Genomic DNA, 16,678 nt, shown 5'->3' with positions numbered 1-16,678 from the left:
AGCGAGTCTGACACGCCTTCTCCGTTACGATAATCCACGCTATGCTGCAAAGGTTGTTTCGATTTTCAGGATAATCTATGCACCGTTCAGGACTGACAGAGCTGGAAGTGGTCATGGCCGTGGTGCGTCGCGGCAGCTTTCGCGCCGCCGCCCAGGAGCTGGGGATGTCGGCCACCGCCGCGAGTAATGCCATTGCCGGGCTCGAAAGCCGCCTGCAAACGCGCCTGTTCAATCGCACCACCCGCAGTGTGGCCCTCACCGAGGCGGGGCAACGCTTTGTCGCGCGCGTGGGGCCGGCTTTGCAGGAGATCCGCCAGGCCAGCCTGGAGATCCACAGCGATGCCGACGAGCCTGCCGGCATCCTGCGCCTGAACGTGCCGAACAACGTCGGCGCTCTGTTCCTGGACGCGCTGCTGATCGACTACATGATCCGCTACCCGAAAATGCGCGTCGAAGCGGTAAGCGAAGCGCGGATGATCGATATCGTGGCGGAAGGGTACGACGCCGGGATCCGCCTCGCGGAATCAGTCCCGCAGGATATGATCGCCGTGCCGCTGACCCCCGATATCCGCCAGCTCATCACCGCCACGCCAGACTATTTTGCCCGTCACGGCATTCCGCGTACGCCGGACGATCTGCTGCAACATCAGGGGATCGGCATGCGGATGGCGCACGGCGGGATCTACCGCTGGGAGCTGGAGCGGCGCGGAGAGCAGATTGCTCTGGCGGTGGTGCCCCGTTTTGCCACCTCGGATCTGTTTGCTTCGATCCGGGCGGTAAAAGCCGGGCTGGGGGTGGGATTTTTACCGGAACTCTATATTCAACAGGAGCTGCAAAGCGGGGAACTGGTGAGCGTGCTGGAGGAGTGGACGCAGCCCTTTGCCGGACTGCGTCTCTATTACCCTGGCCATCGTCACGTCCCGCCTGGGTTGCAGGCGCTGGTGGCGATGATCCGCGAGCGGGGCCTTACTCGAGGTTAGCCTTGTTGAGGCCGTAGGCACCGTCGAGGGAGCCCGGTTCCATACGGGAGGTGATGCCTAAGCGGTTCCAGGCGTTGATCGCCACAATGGCAAAGTTCAGCTCTGAAATCTCCTTTTCTGAGTAGTGTTCCGCCACGCTGCGGTAGAGGACGTCGCTGATCCCGTGCGGGCCGATCTGCGTCAGCGCTTCGGCGAAGGCCAGCGCCGCTTTTTCCCGGGCGCTGAACAGCGGGGATTCACGCCATGCGGCCAGATGATAGAGGCGCAGCTCGCGCTCGCCAGCAATTTTCGCCTCTTTCGCGTGCATATCCAGACAGAAGGTACAGCCGTTGAGCTGGGAGACACGAATGTCGATCAGGTGCTTCAGCGCCGGGTCGAGGGAGGTCTGGCTCACCGCCATGCTCAGGTCGGAGAGCGCTTTAGCGAGGGCAGGTGTGGCTTTATGGTGGTTAACGCGCGTGCTCATGGTCTTTCCTCTTTTGTGCGGTACAGGTCATGCGATGGGGCAAATTTACGCCGTTCATGACATAGTAAAAAGATACAAAAACCGCGAAACGAGGTAGGACATGAAACCGGGTTATCACCAGATCTATACCCGCTACCGGGACAATATCACCCGCGGCATACTGAAGCCCGGCGACAAAGTGCCCGCCATTCGTGTGCTGGCGGAGGAGCTGAAGGTCGCGCGCAAAACGGTGGAAACCGCCTACGCCATTCTCATCGGCGAGGGGTATCTGGTGAGCCAGGGGGCGCGCGGTACCCGGGTAAACCCGGACTTAAACCTCCCCGCCGCGCCACCGCCGCCCGACGATCCCGTCACCGGCACGTTATCGGAGTCCCTGGTCAGCCAGCGCGAACGGGCTGGCTTTTTACGCCCCGGCATTCCGGCGCTGGACAGCTTCCCCTACAAAAAATGGCTGCTGCTGGCGGGCCAGGCGGTGCGCGCCATGCGCCAGGAGGAGATGCTCAACCCGCCGGTGATGGGCTGGGCTCCCCTGCGCCAGGCGATTGCCCGCTACCTGAACATCTCCCGCGGGCTGACCTGCACGCCGGATCAGGTGCTGATCACCAGCGGCTACAGCGGCAGCCTGCGCCTGATCCTCGATACCCTCGCCAGCCGCAACGACAAGGTGGTGTTTGAAGATCCGGGCTATTTTATGGGCCAGCAGCTGCTGCGGCGCATCGTGCCCCGGCTCTATACGGTGCCGGTAGATCGCGCCGGGATGGACACAGACTACCTGCTGCATCACCACGCCGACGCCCGATTTGCCATCGTCACCCCGTCGCACCAGAGCCCGCTGGCGGTCACCCTCTCGCTGCCGCGCCGTCAGCAACTGCTCGACTGGGCCACCCGCAACGAGGCGTGGATCATTGAGGATGACTATGACGGCGAGTTTCACTACACCCGCAAGGTGCTGCCGTCGCTGAAAAGCCTCGATCGCCAGGATCGGGTGATCTACATGGGCACCTTCAGCAAAACCGTGATGCCGTCCCTACGTCTCGGCTATGTGGTGATGCCCGCCAGCACGGTAACGGCTTTTAACGACTGCGCCGATCTGCTCGCCAGCGGCCAGCCGGTGCTGACGCAAAAGATCCTCACCGCCTTTATCAACGACGGCCACTTCTTCCGCCATCTGAAAAAGATGCGCGCGCTCTATCAACAGCGACGCGACTGGATGATTGCCGCCCTGCACGCGGTCTATGGGGATCGCTTCTTCACCGAACAGAACGACGGCGGAATGCATATCGTGGCGTTTTTAACCAAAGGCAGCTGTGACCAGGAGATCGCCCACTGCTGGCAACAGCAGCAGTTACAGGTCAACGCGCTGTCGGCGTGGTACAGCGGGTCGGGCAAACGCTACGGGCTGGTGATGGGGTATAACAACGTGCGTTCGTATCAGGAGGCGGTGGCGCTACTGGAAAAACCGAAACAGCAGACGCTGGCACTGTTGCGCTGACAAGCGCCGGGTGGCGGCTACGCCTTACCGGGCCTACGGTTCGTGCCCTTGTAGGCCCGGTAAGCGCAGCGCCACCAGGCGATAACTGCGCAAGCTACAAATCATACCGTGACAACCCGATGTCCTTTAAATCCTCATCACTTAACTCGCTCAAAATCCGGCGCGTGCGGTTGATGCGATACCAGCGGGCAAGGGCTTTTCCCATCCAGATAAAGATCGCAAAGGGGCGTTTGGCTCGATTTTCGTGGAATTCCATGATGCTCTCCTCGGGGTGTCTGAGGAGTTATCATCACGGATCCCACACCTTTCAATACAGATTCAAAAATTACTTTTTTTTAACATACAGATCGTCTAAAACAGGAACTGCATGGCAGTTTTTACCGCCATCTGTACCGGTTTGCTTTTCTGTATGGTGAGAATAAGGGATACAGCATGACGCGCTACCAACATCTGGCCAATCTTCTGGCGGAACGCATTGAACAAGGGCTCTATCGCAGCGGGGAGCGTTTACCCTCGGTGCGCGCCCTGAGCCAGGAGCACGGCGTCAGCATCAGCACCATACAGCAGGCCTATCAGATCCTCGAAAACTTACAGCTGATCGCCCCCCAGCCGCGCTCGGGCTATTTTGTCGCGCCGCGAAAGGCGCAGCCGCCGGTGCCGGCGATGTCGCGCCCGGTGCAGCGTCCGGTGGAGGTAACCCAGTGGGATGAGGTGCTGACCCTGATGGAAGGGCGCAACAAAACCGACATTACGGCGTTTGGCGGCGGCCAGCCCGACCTGACCCAGCCAAGCCTCAAGCCCCTGTGGAAAGAGCTGAGCCGGGTGGTGCAGCACAGCGTTAAAGAGGTGCTCAGCTATGACGAACACGCCGGGCGACGTGAACTGCGCGAGCAGATCGCCCGCCTGATGCTGGACGCCGGATCGGTGGTCACCGCCGACGATCTGATCGTCACCAGCGGCTGCCACAGCGCCCTCTCCCTGGCGCTGCTGACCATCTGTAAGCCCGGCGACATCGTGGCGCTGGAATCCCCCTCTTTCTACGGCACCATGCAGATGCTGCGCGGTCTGGGGATCAAGGCGATCGAGATCCCCACCGATCCGGTAACAGGGATCAGCGTCGAAGCCCTGGAGCTGGCGCTGGAGCAGTGGCCGATCAAAGGGGTGATTGTGGTGCCCAACTGCAATAACCCGCTGGGGTTTATCATGCCCGAGTCCCGCAAACGTCAGCTGCTGGCGCTGGCCCAGCGGCACGATATCGTCATTTTTGAAGACGATATTTATGGCGAGCTGGCGTTCGAATATCCCCGCCCCTCCACCATTCACTCGCTGGACATCGATGGCCGGGTGCTGCTGTGCAACTCCTTTACCAAAACTGTCGCCCCCGGGCTGCGGGTGGGGTGGATTGCCCCGGGCCGCTATCACGACCGGATTATGCACATGAAGTATGCCGCCAGCGGCACCAACGTGCCCGCCAGCCAGCTGGCACTGGCTACCTTTATCCGGGAAGGGTATTACCACCGCCACGTGCGGCGGATGCGCCAGATCTACCAGCAGAATATCGAGACCTACACCTGCTGGGTCAGGCAGTTCTTCCCCTGTGGCATCTGTGTGACCCGCCCGATGGGCGGCTACATGCTGTGGGTGGAGCTGCCGGAACATGTGGATATGGTCTGCGTGTCGCGGGAGCTGACGCGGTTTAACATCCAGATCGCCGCCGGATCGCTCTTCTCGGCTTCCGGCAAGTACCGGAACTGTTTGCGGATCAACTGCGCCCTGCCGCCAAACGAGAAGCACCGTGCGGCGGTAGAGCAGATGGGGGAAGCGGTGAATATTGCGATGGCGGAGTAGCGCGGTGCGGTCTGTTCGCCGGGTGGCGGCTACGCCTGACCCGGCCTACGGTTCGACTCTTTTGTAGGCCCGGTAAGCGCAGCGCCACCGGGCATTTTCACATCAGAACGTCCACGACACGCTGCCGACGATGCTGCGCTCGGCACCAAAGTAGCAGTAGGAGAGCGAGTTACAGGCCGCCACGTAGCTTTCGTCTGTCAGGTTGTTGACGTTCAACTGGGCGCTTACCCCGGTCAATCCCACCTTCGACAGGTCATAGCCCACCGCCAGATCCACCAGTGTGTACGACGGCAGCGTATGGGTATTCATGCGATCGCTGGTCACGCCGTTGACGTAACGCACACCGGAGCCCACCGTCAGGCCATCCAGCGGCCCGGTTTTGACGTCATAGCTGAGCCAGCCGCTGGCCATATTACGCGGGGCATAGACCGCACGCTTGCCCTCTTCCTCCGGGCTGCTCTTCTTGTAGCGAATGTCGGTATAGGTGTAGGCCGCCTGCAGGCGCAGGCTGTCGGTCAACTGCCCTACCGCTTCCAGCTCCACCCCTTCCGATTCGATTTCGCCGATGGAGCGGTATGGATCGGTCGGCTCCTCTTTGGTGGCGATGTTTTTCTGGTTGATGCGGAACACCGAGGCGCTGAACTGGCTGTTCATCCCCTCCGGCTCAAACTTCACCCCCGCTTCCCACTGCTTGCCTTTCATCGGGTCCAGCAGATCGCCGTTCTCATCAGCAAAGCTGGTCGGGGTAAAAGCGGTGGAGTAGCTGATATACGGCGCGATGCCGTTATCGAACAGGTAGAGCAGCGCCGCGCGGCTGCTGAAGTTATTCTTGTCCAGATCGCTGCGGGTATCGTTGAGCTTGTCGACATTGGAGACGCTCACCTGGTCATAGCGCCCGCCCAGGGTCAGGCGCCAGCGGTCCAGCGAGAGCTGATCCTGCAGGTAGTAGCCGGTCTGGCGCAGCTTATGCTTCTCCTTGCTGTACATCGTGATGCTCTCCGGCCCGGCACCGTAGACCGGGTGGAAGGCGTTGATCGGCGGAAGCTGCCGTAGTAGCCGGTGGTGTGGTTGCTGCGATCCTGGTAGTCGAGGCCAATCAGCACCCGGTGGTTAACCGCCCAGGTATCGAAGCTGCCGTCGATCTGGTTGTCCAGGGTGATGGCGTTCATCTTCTCGTCCGAGCCGGAGTAACCGCGGTTGAGTTCGGTGTCGTTCAGCCACCCCGCGGCATAGACCTGGTTCAGCTCCACTTTGGTGTGCAGATAGCGCAGCTTCTGGCGCACCGACCAGCCGCTGTCGAACATGTGCTCGATGTTATAGCCGACCATATCCTCGCGGCGATCGTACTTGTCATAATCGTCCTCGCCTTCGAAGAAAGTGTTAGAGATCATCTTCCCGTTGTGCGGCACCACGGTGCCGTCGTACGGCAGGCCGGAGTGGCTCCCGCCTTCGGGATCGCGGTGCAGGTAGGCCATCAGATCCAGGCGGGTGTTATCGGTGATGCGCCAGGTCAGGCTCGGCATCAGGGCATAACGCTCCTCTTTCAGCGGATCGAACTGGGAATCGGCATAGCGGGTCATGCCGCTCAGACGGGCCGCCACGCGGTCGTTATCGTCCAGCGCGCCGGTGACGTCAAACATCGCCCCGCGCTGATCGTTGTTCCCGGCGAACAGCTTGATCTCGCCGCCTGGATCGAACGAGGGTTTGCGCGAAGTGAGCGCCACGATCCCGCCCGGCGATGAGCGGCCATACAACACCGAGGCCGGGCCGCGCACCACTTCGATATTTTCCAGGAACCAGGGATCGACCACCAGCGAGCTGTGGGAGTTGGTGTCGCCCATCATCTTCAGGCCGTCGAGGTAGACATTATCCAGGCTGCCGTCGGAGAAGCCGCGCAGCACGATGTAGTCAAAGCGGTTTGAGGCGCCGATCTGGTTGCTGTAGACGCCCGGGGTGTAGCTCACCGCCTGGCGGACGCTGGTGGCGCCCTGCTCCTCAAACTGCTCACGGGTAACAATCGACACCGCCTGCGGGGTCTCGATATCCGGCGTCGCCAGCTTGGTGGCGCCGCTCTGCATCTGCGAGGTGACAACAACCGTTTCGGTTTTTGGCGTCTCCTGCGCCATCAGGGGGAGCGCGACGCTCCCGGTAACCCATCCCACCAGCAGTGCCAGCCGCGATTTAGCGAACATGAATATCTCCAGAGCCATTTCTAATTATTAATGAGAATTATTACCTTTTTCATTTAGAAGATAGCTATGCGCGCTGCCAGAGTACGTATGCGCAATGCCAAACCGCACGAATGGCGTTGGCGATAGAGGAAAAAAGGGATTAGCAGCCGTTACGGACCGCGCCGGGGCAGATACCGTAGCGACGGTGAAAGGCGGTGGCAAAGTTGGTGGCGTGCTGGTAGCCCGACATCCACGCCGCCTGCTGTACGCTGTGGCCTTCCAGCAGATAGCGGCGCGCCAGCGCGAGGCGGCAGTCGCGCAAATAGTCGAATACCGTGCAGCCATAGGCCTGACGGAACTTACTGCGCAGGCTGCTCGGGCTCATCGCTGCCTGAGCGGCCAGCTGGGCGAGGGTGTACTCCTGCTCCGGGGCCTGTTCCAGCAGATGGCGGATCTGCTCCAGCCGGGCCTGTTCACCGCTTGATGCGCCAGCAAGCGCCGTGCCCTGCTGCTCCCGCAGGTGCAGGCCATGGCCGAGGAGCTGGTACATCACCCCTTCCAGCAATAGCTGGCGCGACAGGCTGCTGCGCTCGCGCTGGCGGGCATGCTGGATCCCGGCCAGCACAAAATCTGGCACCTGCCAGACAAAGGTGGGGGCATTCAGCCTCTCCCACTGCGCCAGCAGTGAGGCAAGCAGGTTTTCCCGGCGGGCATCGTCGGGGTAAACACCAAAAGAGAGGGTTTTCAGGGCGATATCCGCATCATGACGGGCAGACATCGCCTGCTGCTCGCTGAGCCTGGCGCTGAAAGCCATGCCCGGGCGCACCGAGTAAACCTTGCCGCTCAGGGTCAGGGTCACGCACCCTTCCAGCACCACCAGCACATAGAGCGGGCTGCTGTGGCGGGAGGTGGTTTCATAGGGTTGCAGAACGCGGACATCGGAGTGGGTTAATGAGATGCCGGACGGCAGGATCATCTCTTCGACATCGCCGTGCAGAACCGGGCTGCTGCTGGCACATGTATCAGTGAGCAGCGGAAAACGGTAGTCAATGCCGTAGCGCTCGCCAAAGACCTTAAAGTCAGCAACGGAAAAGGTTTTTTTCGCTGTGGGGGCCGGGTGAGGGAGCATTGTGTCGGACATACCTGCGCCTGGAAAAGCATATTAAAAATAAAACAGTATCACTCCTTTAACGCGGCGGCAATGCAGGCAAATTTAATAAATATTAAGCTCCGACAAGATGCCGGAGCTCAAATATATCCGCCTGGTGCTGACGATTATTACGCTTCTTGCCAGCCAGCAAACACTTCTTTATGGTCTTTGGTCAGAACCACATTATTCCCGTCGATTTTATCGACCCACTCCAGCGGAATATAATGGTGTTTACCGCCGGACTCGGAGTCATTTTTTGCCAGCTTAATGCGGTTGCCGTCAAGATGGTCAACGGTGCCAACGTGGGTACCGCAGCTTGCCATTACCTGAGCATGGTCCTTGATTTCACTCTGGTTTACCATAATTAATTCTCCTCATTTGGTTTCTACGGGTGTGACACGAAACTAACTGTAGTCCATAAATAACGTTTCTACCGCCTCATTAGCATTTCGAAACATTATTTCCCGCCGCGTTTAAGGTTCGCACGGAATATATAAGAATCAACTGAGAAATATTCCAGGCACGTGATTATGTCGCATAATTATCTTCACGCACTCAACACGGAGGCATATATGGTAGAAACGCATCGTACCGAAATATCCCTGGCTCTTGGTGAAGCGGTTTTAGATATCGTTCAAAAAGGCCAGGAGGTGTCGAGAGAGAATCTGGCACGGGCCATGAAAAGTAAAGCGGAGCGAGAACCTGATGACGAGCGCCTTCTTGATTACTGGAAAGCCTGTCATATCCTCGCCGCTTAAAGGTGGCGGCGTGGGGCCTGTGCCCCGCGCCGCCTTTGTGATCATTCGTCGAAGTACCAGTAACCCTGGTTAATCAGTCCGGTCAGCTCTATCACAAACGCCGGATTTTGCAGGGCAGCGCCCAGCTCCGCACGGCTAAGCTCGGTGTAGCGGCACAGCGCATCCGCTGCGTTTGCATCCGACACCTCCAGCCGCTCGCTGTTGATAAAGAAGCTGCCCCCGACATTCAGCACCCGCAACCCGCTCAGGCGAGTCAGCGTTTCGCCGCCCGTCAGCGCGTCGAGCACCTCTTCCGGCGTGTACTCCGGTTCCGCCGGGGCAATATCCAGCTCATGGCGCGGCGTGGAGATGAAACTGCCAAACCACTGCGTAAAATCGTCTGGCTTGCTGATCATGTCGATCATCATCTTGCGCAGGCGCTCAAGCTCATAGGCCTCAACCCGGCCCGGATGGTCGCGGCAGGTGAGATCCGGATCGCTGTAGTGCTCCCCGCCCAGATCGTTTTCCAGCGCGTAATCGGCAAAGCTGCTGATCAGATCCCGGCCATTCGGCCCGCGGAAGCCTACGGAGTAGTTGAGCGCCGTCTCGTGGGTGAAGCCGTCGTGCGGGAATCCAGGCGGAATATAGAGAATGTCGCCCGGGGCCAGATCTTCATCGATGATCGGCTCAAAAGGATCGACATGCAGCAGCGCCGGATGCGGGCAGAACTGACGCATCGGCAGCTTGTCACCCACGCGCCAGCGACGGCTACCCATCCCTTGGATGATAAACACATCGTACTGATCGATATGCGGGCCTACGCCGCCGCCCGGCACCGAGAAGGAGATCATCAGATCGTCCAGACGCCAGTCCGGCAGCACGCGGAACGGGCGCACCAGTTCGGCAGAAGGGGCGTGCCAGTGGTTTACCGCCTGCGCCAGCAGCGACCAGCCGGTTTCGCCTAAGCCATCGAAGTGCTCGAACGGACCGTTGCTGGCGTGCCATTTGCCCTCTTTATGGCTCACCAGGCGACTGTCCACCTCCGGCTCCATCGCCAGCCCTGCCAGCTCATCGGGGCTGATAGGATCGACAAAATTTGGCAGTGCGTTTTTGAGGACAACGGGTTTCTTTTGCCAGTATTTTTCTAAAAATTCCGGCCAGTTCAGGTTGAGTTGATACGCCATGGTTAGCACCAGTTAAAAAGACAAACGGGTGTGATTATAGGAAGAGGTGGGACCGCGCTGCCTTGTCGTGGGTCAAGGGGGAATGAAAACCTGCCGCATTCAGCCATTCGCATGACACAGGGTGACAGTTTCACGCTTTATCGTGAGCGCGAGTTACGGAGCGACTTATATCGTTAATCACTAAGAGCGTATTGACATGAGGCCTGCCATGAGCCCGTTTATTGAACTGCCGGTTTCCGCCAGCGTAAAGACCCTGATGGGGGTTTATACCCGTAAGGAGAACCCGTCCGTTTTCGCACCTGTGGCCGGTGAGCTGCCTGAAGGAAGCGTGGTTCGCATTCAGGCGGCGGTGGTGGGTGATGCGGTGCAGGGCAATCCGCACTGGTACCGGATTGATGAAGAGACCTTTATCTGGGCGGGCGCCTGCACGCCGATCCAGCCCCGTCCCGAATTTCCCCCTGCTACGCGCGTTAACTGGACGGCGGTGGTGTTTGCGGTGCGTTAGGCGCTGATAACCCGCACATCCTCTGCCGTAAACGCCGCGATCGCCTCCTGATCCAGGCTCGCCTCCACCACCAGCACGTCGATATCACTGCTCTTCGCCACTACAAAGCGCGCCACGCCGGGGATTTTGTCGGTGGTGAGCGCCACGATGCTCTGGCTGCTCTGGCTAATTACCGCTTTCTTGAACTCGCAGTCAGCAAAGTCGAACCCGGTCAGCCCCATGCCGGGATCCATCGCGCAGCCGCCGATAAACGCCTGATCGAAAATCATCCCCTGGATCTGGCTCGCCGCCGTCGCCCCCACGGCCCCGCCGGAGCTGCGCTGGATCTGCCCACCGGTGATGATCACCTCGCACAGGGGGTGACGGAGCAGTTCCGCGGCGATGGCCGGGGAGTTAGTCACCACGGTAACGGCCAGATCCGGTGGCAGAGCCCTCGCCAGCGCGAGGTTGGTGGTGCCGGTATCGATAAAAATGCAGCTGCCCGCGTTGATCAGGGTTGCCGCTTTCTGCGCGATCGTGGCTTTTTTTGCATGGTTTTGTTGCTCACGGCTGTAGAAGTTCCCGGCATCGGCCAGCTGTAACACCGCGCCGCCATAGACCTTCTTACAGAACCCTTCTTTGCTAAGCTCATGTAAATCACGGCGAATCGTGTGTTCCGACACCTGCATGCGGATCGCCAGGTCGGCGCAGACCACCCGGCCATTTTCTTGCAGGATCTGGCGGATCCGATCTTGTCGTTGTTCCGGGAAAGCTGCATAATCGAGCATAAATTATCTTCTCTGGATTTGAATCGAGCAACAATGCGCATAATGTTGCATGAACGCCTGCTCTGTCAATCCATGCCATCACAACCGGAGCGTCACAATGAAGCGCGATGATGATTACCATCAACAGGTGCCCGCCACTCAGCCCTATGACGGCTTCCTGTTTGAACCTGTGAACGCAGATGCGCGCGCCGGGGAGACGGTGCAGCGCAAGACGCCTGCCTCCCCGTTACTGAAACCGTATAAGGATGTGAAATGACCTCTCAGACCACCAGAGCCGTCCACCGGCTTGCCACCCGGATCGTCTTTTTTATTGCCGGTTACGTGACCGCCACCTGGGCGGTGCTGGTGCCTTTCGCCAAAGCCAATACCGGCGTTAACGAGGCCACGCTTGGCTCGCTCCTGCTCTGTCTGGGGATGGGGGCGTTAATTGCGATGCCGCTCACCGGGATGCTGACCAGCCGCTACGGCTGCCGCCGGGTGATTATCACCGCGATGGCGATCGTCCTGCTCACTACCCCGCTGCTTGCTATCATCCCGGATCCACGCCTGCTCGCCGCCACATTGCTGTTGTTTGGCGTGGGGGTCGGCGTGACGGACTGCGCCATGAATATTCAGGCGATCATCGTTGAGCGCGACGCCCCCGGGCCGGTGATGTCTGGTTTTCACGGCATGTACAGCGTGGGCGGCATCGCGGGTGCGGGGGCGATGACCCTGCTGTTGACCCTCGGGGCCAGCGCTTTTATCGCCTGCCTGATCATCATCCTGAGCGTTATCCTGATGCTCGCTTTCAGCCTGAAGGGGCTGCTGCCCTGGGCCAATCCCGCTTCTGGCCCGGCCTTTGCGGTGCCGCGCGGCGTGGTGCTGCTGATCGGCCTCATCTGCTTTGCCGTGTTTCTCGCCGAAGGCACGGTGCTGGACTAGAGCGCGGTGTTCCTGACCGAGGTGCGCGGCGTGCCTGAATCCCTGGGTGGGCTGGGCTTCACCTGCTTCTCGGTGGCGATGACCTTTTTCCGCTTAACCGGCGATAAATTGATCGCCCGCACCGGTGCGCTGCGCGCCGTGGTGGGGGGTGCCATCGTGGCCGCCGCAGGGTTTGCGCTGGTGACCTTTGTCCCGCAGTGGCAGCTGTCACTGCTGGGCTACGTGCTGGTGGGGGCCGGTTGCGCCAATATCGTGCCGGTGATGTTCTCCGCCGTTGGCCGTCAGACCCGCATGCCGCAGGCGGTTGCCGTCCCGGCCATCACCACCCTGGGCTATCTCGGCGTGCTCGCCGGGCCCGCGATTATCGGTTTCGTGGCGCATGCCACCTCTTTAACCCAGGCGTTTATGGTCATTATGGTGCTGATGCTGGTCGTCGCCCTGCTCTCCGTGACCGTCACCGCCTCTCAACCCGCCCGCAGCGAGGGATAAGATGAATATTGCACACGTGGCACTCTGGACCCGTAACCTGGACGCGCAGGTCCACTTCTGGGAGACGGTTTTTGGCGGCCAGCGTAACGAACGCTACCTCAGTAAAAACCGTCCCGGTTTTGAATCGCACTTTATCACGCTGTCCGACGGACCGACCATCGAGCTAATGACGGTGCCGGATCTGCCCGATCGCCCGTCGCACCCGGAGTTTGTCGGCTGGGCGCATATCGCCCTGAACGTGGGCAGCAAGGCGGATGTGGATCGGATGGCGGAGCAGGCGCGGCTGAATAACACGCTGCTGAGCGCCCCAAGGATGACGGGCGATGGCTATTATGAAGCGGTCATTGCGGACCCAGATGGGAACCGTATTGAGCTGGTGGGGGAGTGAGACAGCACATTCAGGACTGAAACACATCCGGATAATTCGTCACTGCCTCCCCTGAACAGGCAGTGACGCAATTCAGATAAATCCTATAAGATACGGATTATCTTAATTTCTTTATCCTCCACATGGAGTGCGTCATGGTTCAGGATTCATCTGCGTTAGCCCCTTTCTTCAATGCCCACATTGCAAAAAACGATCGGTATAGCCCGGATTGGGGTAAGCGCTACCGCAAACTTGTTGACAAGATTCAGGCAGAAAACCCCAATTTTAGCGCGGATACGATCCGACAGATCTGGTATGAACGCAGCAATGGTATCTCAAGCCTGAAACAGGGCGGCATGTCCCAGTTTGAATTCGAATCTGCGCAAAAACAGCTTCTCGCTCTTACCCGTCAGATAGCTAAAGAGTGTTCTCTGGAGAATTACGAACAGGTAATTAAACGCCTGATCAAGCTGAAAGCTGACGGCGTGCTGAACAAAGTTTACTGGGCATTGTGCCATCGCGCCTTTGCAGCCTTTTATCCTCAGCAAATCACTAATGTCGTTAATGTCAGTTATTTTTTCAGTAGCTATAACTACTGTAATAACCATTTTCAACTCGGACTTCCAAAGGAGCAGGAATGGTTTGCACGTAATCTGGATCTCAAAAAAGCGCTGCATAGAGCATTGGGTGATGAGGTCGATCCTATCGAACTTAACATGTCACTCTGGCATCTCTATAACCAGGTGATTGAGAAAAAAAATGATATCACGACACTCGGCAGTGACATGACCTCCTCAGAGGAGGAGCAGGACGAAAAAGTGAGCACTCCGCAACTGCCGAAAAATACCATCCTTTATGGCCCGCCTGGTACCGGTAAAACCTATCGCACTATTGCCCTGGCCGTACGTGCCTGCGAACCCGAAGCGTACTTGCAGCAGTTTGGTAAAGATGAAACCGAAAAACGCCGCGAGCTAAAAAAAATCTACGACCGTCTGATTGCTGAAAAACGGGTGCGTTTTATTACTTTCCATCAGAGCTTCGGCTACGAGGAGTTTATTGAGGGGTTAAGAGCGGAGACCACTGACGACGGTAATATTCGCTATGAAATCAAACCGGGTATTTTTAAACAAATCTGTGAGGATGCCGCATTCGGTCACGCAGGCGTTCAGCTAAAACTTGATAAAGCTCTTGCCCGTCTGCAAGGGCGTCTGGCAGAAGGCGAGAGCATTACCCTTGAAACGCAGCGAGGAAAACCTTTCCAGCTGACTTATAAGAGCCAGACTACCTTTGGGATCTTCCCGTCGCAATCGAAAAAAGATGATTTAGGCCAGGGCTATAATGCCTACCTCAAAGACATCCGTCTGGTTTACCAAAACCCGAAGGCTGAAGTACATAATCCTTCATATGTACGCAGCATTATTAACTATCTGGTTGATCAGGGCGAAATATCCTTAAACCCTGAGGAGACGCCTGAAAAACGACAAAACTACGTCCTGATTATTGACGAAATTAACCGTGGCAATATCTCTAAAATTTTCGGCGAGCTGATCACGCTGATTGAAACTTCTAAACGCGCCGGAGAGCCTGAAGCGCTTAGTGCTATGCTGCCTTACTCCGCCACCTCATTCAGCGTGCCAAATAATCTCTATCTGATTGGTACTATGAATACCGCCGACCGCTCTCTCACTGCGCTGGACACAGCCCTGCGACGCCGGTTCGAATTTGAAGCCATGCTGCCAGATATTGATGTTCTGGCTAATACCATCGTTAAGGGCATAAATCTGCCGCGCCTGCTGCAAACCCTAAATGACCGCATCCAGGTACTGTATGACAGCGAACATACGCTGGGTCACGCCTTTTTCATCCCGGTTGTGCAGGCCAGAGAAGACGAAGAACTGGCCTTTGCAAGACTCAAGCGGATCATGAGAAATAAGGTTCTGCCGCTGCTGGAAGAGTACTTCTATAATGACTGGCAAAAGATCCGCATGGTGCTGGGCGATAACCAGAAAGACGAACAACTGCAATTTATCCGCGAGGTAAAAGATCAGAAACAGTTCGCTGACCTCTTCGGCATGGGTGGCACTAACGACCTGCAAGAGATCGGCTCCCGTTTCTTGCTGGCTGACGAAGATGACGACATCTGGAATAACCCACTCGCCTGGCAGCAAATTTATGCCTTACGCAAAGGTAACGGGGAATGAGCTCCCGGCAACATTTTACCGTCTTCGAATACGGACACCTGGTAAGTGAAAAAGATAGCGACCGCGTAGCTCATGCGGTCGCCTTGCCCGAACGCCTGTTTGAGTGGCTTGAGCAGCGCGCTCTGAGGGATGATGCGGAGAACACGCATCGCCTGCTTACTTTACGTAGCCGGGGTGGTGTAAAGACCCTTCAGGTAAAGAATTATGCCGGGGTGATCGCCCTGCCCGGCAATAGCTTTATTGAAGTGCTGCCAAAAACCGGACACAGCGAAGAGAATGTCGACATCGCACGTCAACAGCTCCTGATGATGCTGCGTACGCTAAAATCCTTTCGCCATATTGCTACCTCCACTTCCAGCATCAGGACCTCAAAAATGCCGCTGTTGGATGTGTTTATTCAGCAATTTATCGATAGCGTACAGCAAATTGTGCGTCAGGGCCTGAAACGAGACTATTTGCGTCTTCAGGATAATTTGCCCTGGATGAAGGGAAAATTGCAGATCTCCGCCCAGCTCACCAAAAATTGTATAAGAAAGGATCGTTTTCAGGTTGAGTTTGATGAGTACAACGTTGAACGCCCGGAAAACCGCATCCTGAAAACCGCGCTTGCTAAGGTCTATCGCCAGACGCGCCATCCACAACTTTTGCAGCAACTTCGCCCATTGCAGGCACACTTTGAAGATATCCCGTCCATCAACGATGTTCGCGTTGCCTTCGACCAGGTGCGGCTGGATCGTCATATGCACCATTACGAACATGCACTCGCCTGGGCCCGGTTGATCCTGCTGGGTCAGTCGCCTCACTGTATGCAGGGGGAATCCAGCGCGATCTCTCTGCTTTTCCCGATGGAGGCGGTATTTGAGTCTTTTGTCACGGCATGGATGCGTCATCACTATCGCCACAGCTGGCATGTGGAGCCACAAGTCTATGAACATAAACTGGTGCGATTCAACAGCGATGAACTCTTTGGTCTTTGGCCCGACATCAAATTAAGGCCGCGAGAGGGAAGCGCTGGAGCGACAATCGTTTGCGATATTAAATGGAAAATTGCGGACGATCGTAAGGCTCAGCTCGATCAGTCCCGGGACGATCTCTTTCAGATGCTGGCATACGGGGTGAACTACCTACAGGGCAACGGGGATATGTTACTTATTTACCCTGCACACGATCATTTTAATCAGCCGCTGCAAATGCCCTACGAATTTTGCAATACAGGTATACGCTTATGGATTGTACCCTTTTATATTGGCGAAACCCTGCAAGCGTCTGAGCTGCGGCTACCCGATGCGCTGAGCCTGCAATAATTCGCCTTTCATATAGTTATCATATTGTTAAATGATAATGATAATTAATGTGTTAAAATTGACATGTTCATAAAACTGCCACCTGAAACGCATGAA

The 16,678-nt window shown here is 57.4% G+C and carries 15 protein-coding genes and 2 pseudogenes; 10 read left to right on the top strand and 7 right to left on the bottom strand.

Features of this window, described 5'->3' with window-relative positions:
• The first annotated feature begins 77 nt into the window (after window positions 1–77).
• On the top strand, window positions 78–980 hold the full coding sequence (locus GNG26_RS02555) for a LysR family transcriptional regulator (RefSeq protein WP_103823097.1): 903 nt from the start codon (window positions 78–80) through the stop codon (window positions 978–980).
• Here the strand turns inward: GNG26_RS02555 and GNG26_RS02550 are convergent.
• Entirely contained in the window at window positions 967–1,446 is a 480-nt protein-coding gene (locus GNG26_RS02550; protein ID WP_114316000.1) for a carboxymuconolactone decarboxylase family protein, read from the bottom strand. The two genes, GNG26_RS02555 and GNG26_RS02550, sit on opposite strands and share 14 nt — an antisense overlap.
• 100 nt (window positions 1,447–1,546) lie before the next feature.
• On the opposite strand from GNG26_RS02550, the gene GNG26_RS02545 reads away from it, so the two are divergent.
• On the top strand, window positions 1,547–2,938 hold the full coding sequence (locus GNG26_RS02545; RefSeq protein WP_156237688.1) for a PLP-dependent aminotransferase family protein: 1,392 nt from the start codon (window positions 1,547–1,549) through the stop codon (window positions 2,936–2,938).
• A gap of 94 nt (window positions 2,939–3,032) precedes the next feature.
• Here the strand turns inward: GNG26_RS02545 and GNG26_RS02540 are convergent, their stop codons facing one another.
• On the bottom strand, window positions 3,033–3,194 hold the full coding sequence (locus GNG26_RS02540) for a DUF1127 domain-containing protein (protein WP_156237687.1): 162 nt from the start codon (window positions 3,192–3,194) through the stop codon (window positions 3,033–3,035).
• 176 nt (window positions 3,195–3,370) lie between these two features.
• On the opposite strand from GNG26_RS02540, the gene GNG26_RS02535 reads away from it, so the two are divergent.
• The gene (locus GNG26_RS02535; RefSeq protein WP_156237686.1) at window positions 3,371–4,786 is read left to right on the top strand and encodes a PLP-dependent aminotransferase family protein; all 1,416 of its coding nucleotides are present in this window, start codon (window positions 3,371–3,373) and stop codon (window positions 4,784–4,786) included.
• 102 nt (window positions 4,787–4,888) lie between these two features.
• On the opposite strand, the pseudogene foxA reads toward GNG26_RS02535, so the two are convergent.
• The 3 genes and pseudogenes from foxA to GNG26_RS02520 all read right to left on the bottom strand — a co-directional run bounded on the left by foxA (window position 4,889) and on the right by GNG26_RS02520 (window position 8,469).
• Window positions 4,889–6,996 (bottom strand): annotated as a pseudogene (gene foxA, locus GNG26_RS02530) (ferrioxamine B receptor FoxA).
• Window positions 6,997–7,117: 121 nt separating this feature from the next.
• Window positions 7,118–8,098, bottom strand: a complete 981-nt coding sequence (locus tag GNG26_RS02525) for a helix-turn-helix domain-containing protein (protein ID WP_156237685.1) — start codon at window positions 8,096–8,098, stop codon at window positions 7,118–7,120.
• A 137-nt stretch (window positions 8,099–8,235) separates the two neighbouring features.
• Complete coding sequence (locus GNG26_RS02520) at window positions 8,236–8,469, bottom strand: DUF2171 domain-containing protein (protein ID WP_103178088.1); 234 nt, start codon at window positions 8,467–8,469, stop codon at window positions 8,236–8,238.
• A gap of 210 nt (window positions 8,470–8,679) precedes the next feature.
• On the opposite strand from GNG26_RS02520, the gene GNG26_RS02515 reads away from it, so the two are divergent.
• The gene (locus GNG26_RS02515) at window positions 8,680–8,865 is read left to right on the top strand and encodes a DUF2767 domain-containing protein (protein ID WP_114317151.1); all 186 of its coding nucleotides are present in this window, start codon (window positions 8,680–8,682) and stop codon (window positions 8,863–8,865) included.
• Between the two features lie 41 nt (window positions 8,866–8,906).
• Here the strand turns inward: GNG26_RS02515 and GNG26_RS02510 are convergent, their stop codons facing one another.
• The gene (locus GNG26_RS02510) at window positions 8,907–10,028 is read right to left on the bottom strand and encodes a cupin domain-containing protein (RefSeq protein ID WP_156237684.1); all 1,122 of its coding nucleotides are present in this window, start codon (window positions 10,026–10,028) and stop codon (window positions 8,907–8,909) included.
• 208 nt (window positions 10,029–10,236) lie between these two features.
• Here GNG26_RS02510 and GNG26_RS02505 point away from each other — a divergent pair, with 208 nt between their 5' ends.
• A complete protein-coding gene (locus tag GNG26_RS02505; RefSeq protein WP_114316006.1) occupies window positions 10,237–10,533 on the top strand; it encodes an SH3 domain-containing protein in 297 nt (98 codons plus the stop codon).
• On the opposite strand, the gene GNG26_RS02500 is transcribed toward GNG26_RS02505, so the two are convergent.
• Window positions 10,530–11,300, bottom strand: a complete 771-nt coding sequence (locus GNG26_RS02500) for a DeoR/GlpR family DNA-binding transcription regulator (RefSeq protein WP_156237683.1) — start codon at window positions 11,298–11,300, stop codon at window positions 10,530–10,532. The genes GNG26_RS02505 and GNG26_RS02500 overlap by 4 nt on opposite strands.
• 97 nt (window positions 11,301–11,397) lie before the next feature.
• On the opposite strand from GNG26_RS02500, the gene GNG26_RS02495 reads away from it, so the two are divergent.
• The 5 genes and pseudogenes from GNG26_RS02495 to GNG26_RS02475 all read left to right on the top strand — a co-directional run bounded on the left by GNG26_RS02495 (window position 11,398) and on the right by GNG26_RS02475 (window position 16,582).
• Window positions 11,398–11,556, top strand: a complete 159-nt coding sequence (locus GNG26_RS02495; RefSeq protein ID WP_156237682.1) for a hypothetical protein — start codon at window positions 11,398–11,400, stop codon at window positions 11,554–11,556.
• Window positions 11,553–12,710, top strand: a pseudogene (locus tag GNG26_RS02490) (MFS transporter). The gene GNG26_RS02495 and the pseudogene GNG26_RS02490 overlap by 4 nt, the downstream one beginning before the upstream one ends.
• Window position 12,711: 1 nt before the next feature.
• Window positions 12,712–13,098 (top strand): VOC family protein, encoded by a 387-nt coding sequence (locus GNG26_RS02485; protein WP_156237681.1) that lies wholly within the window; start codon window positions 12,712–12,714, stop codon window positions 13,096–13,098.
• Window positions 13,099–13,232: 134 nt separating this feature from the next.
• Window positions 13,233–15,278 (top strand): McrB family protein, encoded by a 2,046-nt coding sequence (locus GNG26_RS02480; RefSeq protein WP_156237680.1) that lies wholly within the window; start codon window positions 13,233–13,235, stop codon window positions 15,276–15,278.
• On the top strand, window positions 15,275–16,582 hold the full coding sequence (locus tag GNG26_RS02475) for an McrC family protein (protein ID WP_156237679.1): 1,308 nt from the start codon (window positions 15,275–15,277) through the stop codon (window positions 16,580–16,582). Before GNG26_RS02480 ends, GNG26_RS02475 begins: the two co-directional genes overlap by 4 nt.
• Window positions 16,583–16,678 lie beyond the last annotated feature (96 nt).

The organism is Leclercia sp. J807, assembly GCF_009734465.1.
Lineage (GTDB): Bacteria > Pseudomonadota > Gammaproteobacteria > Enterobacterales > Enterobacteriaceae > Enterobacter.
The sequence above is the reverse complement of the archived record's forward strand: the minus strand, read 5'-3'. Positions and strand labels throughout refer to the sequence as shown.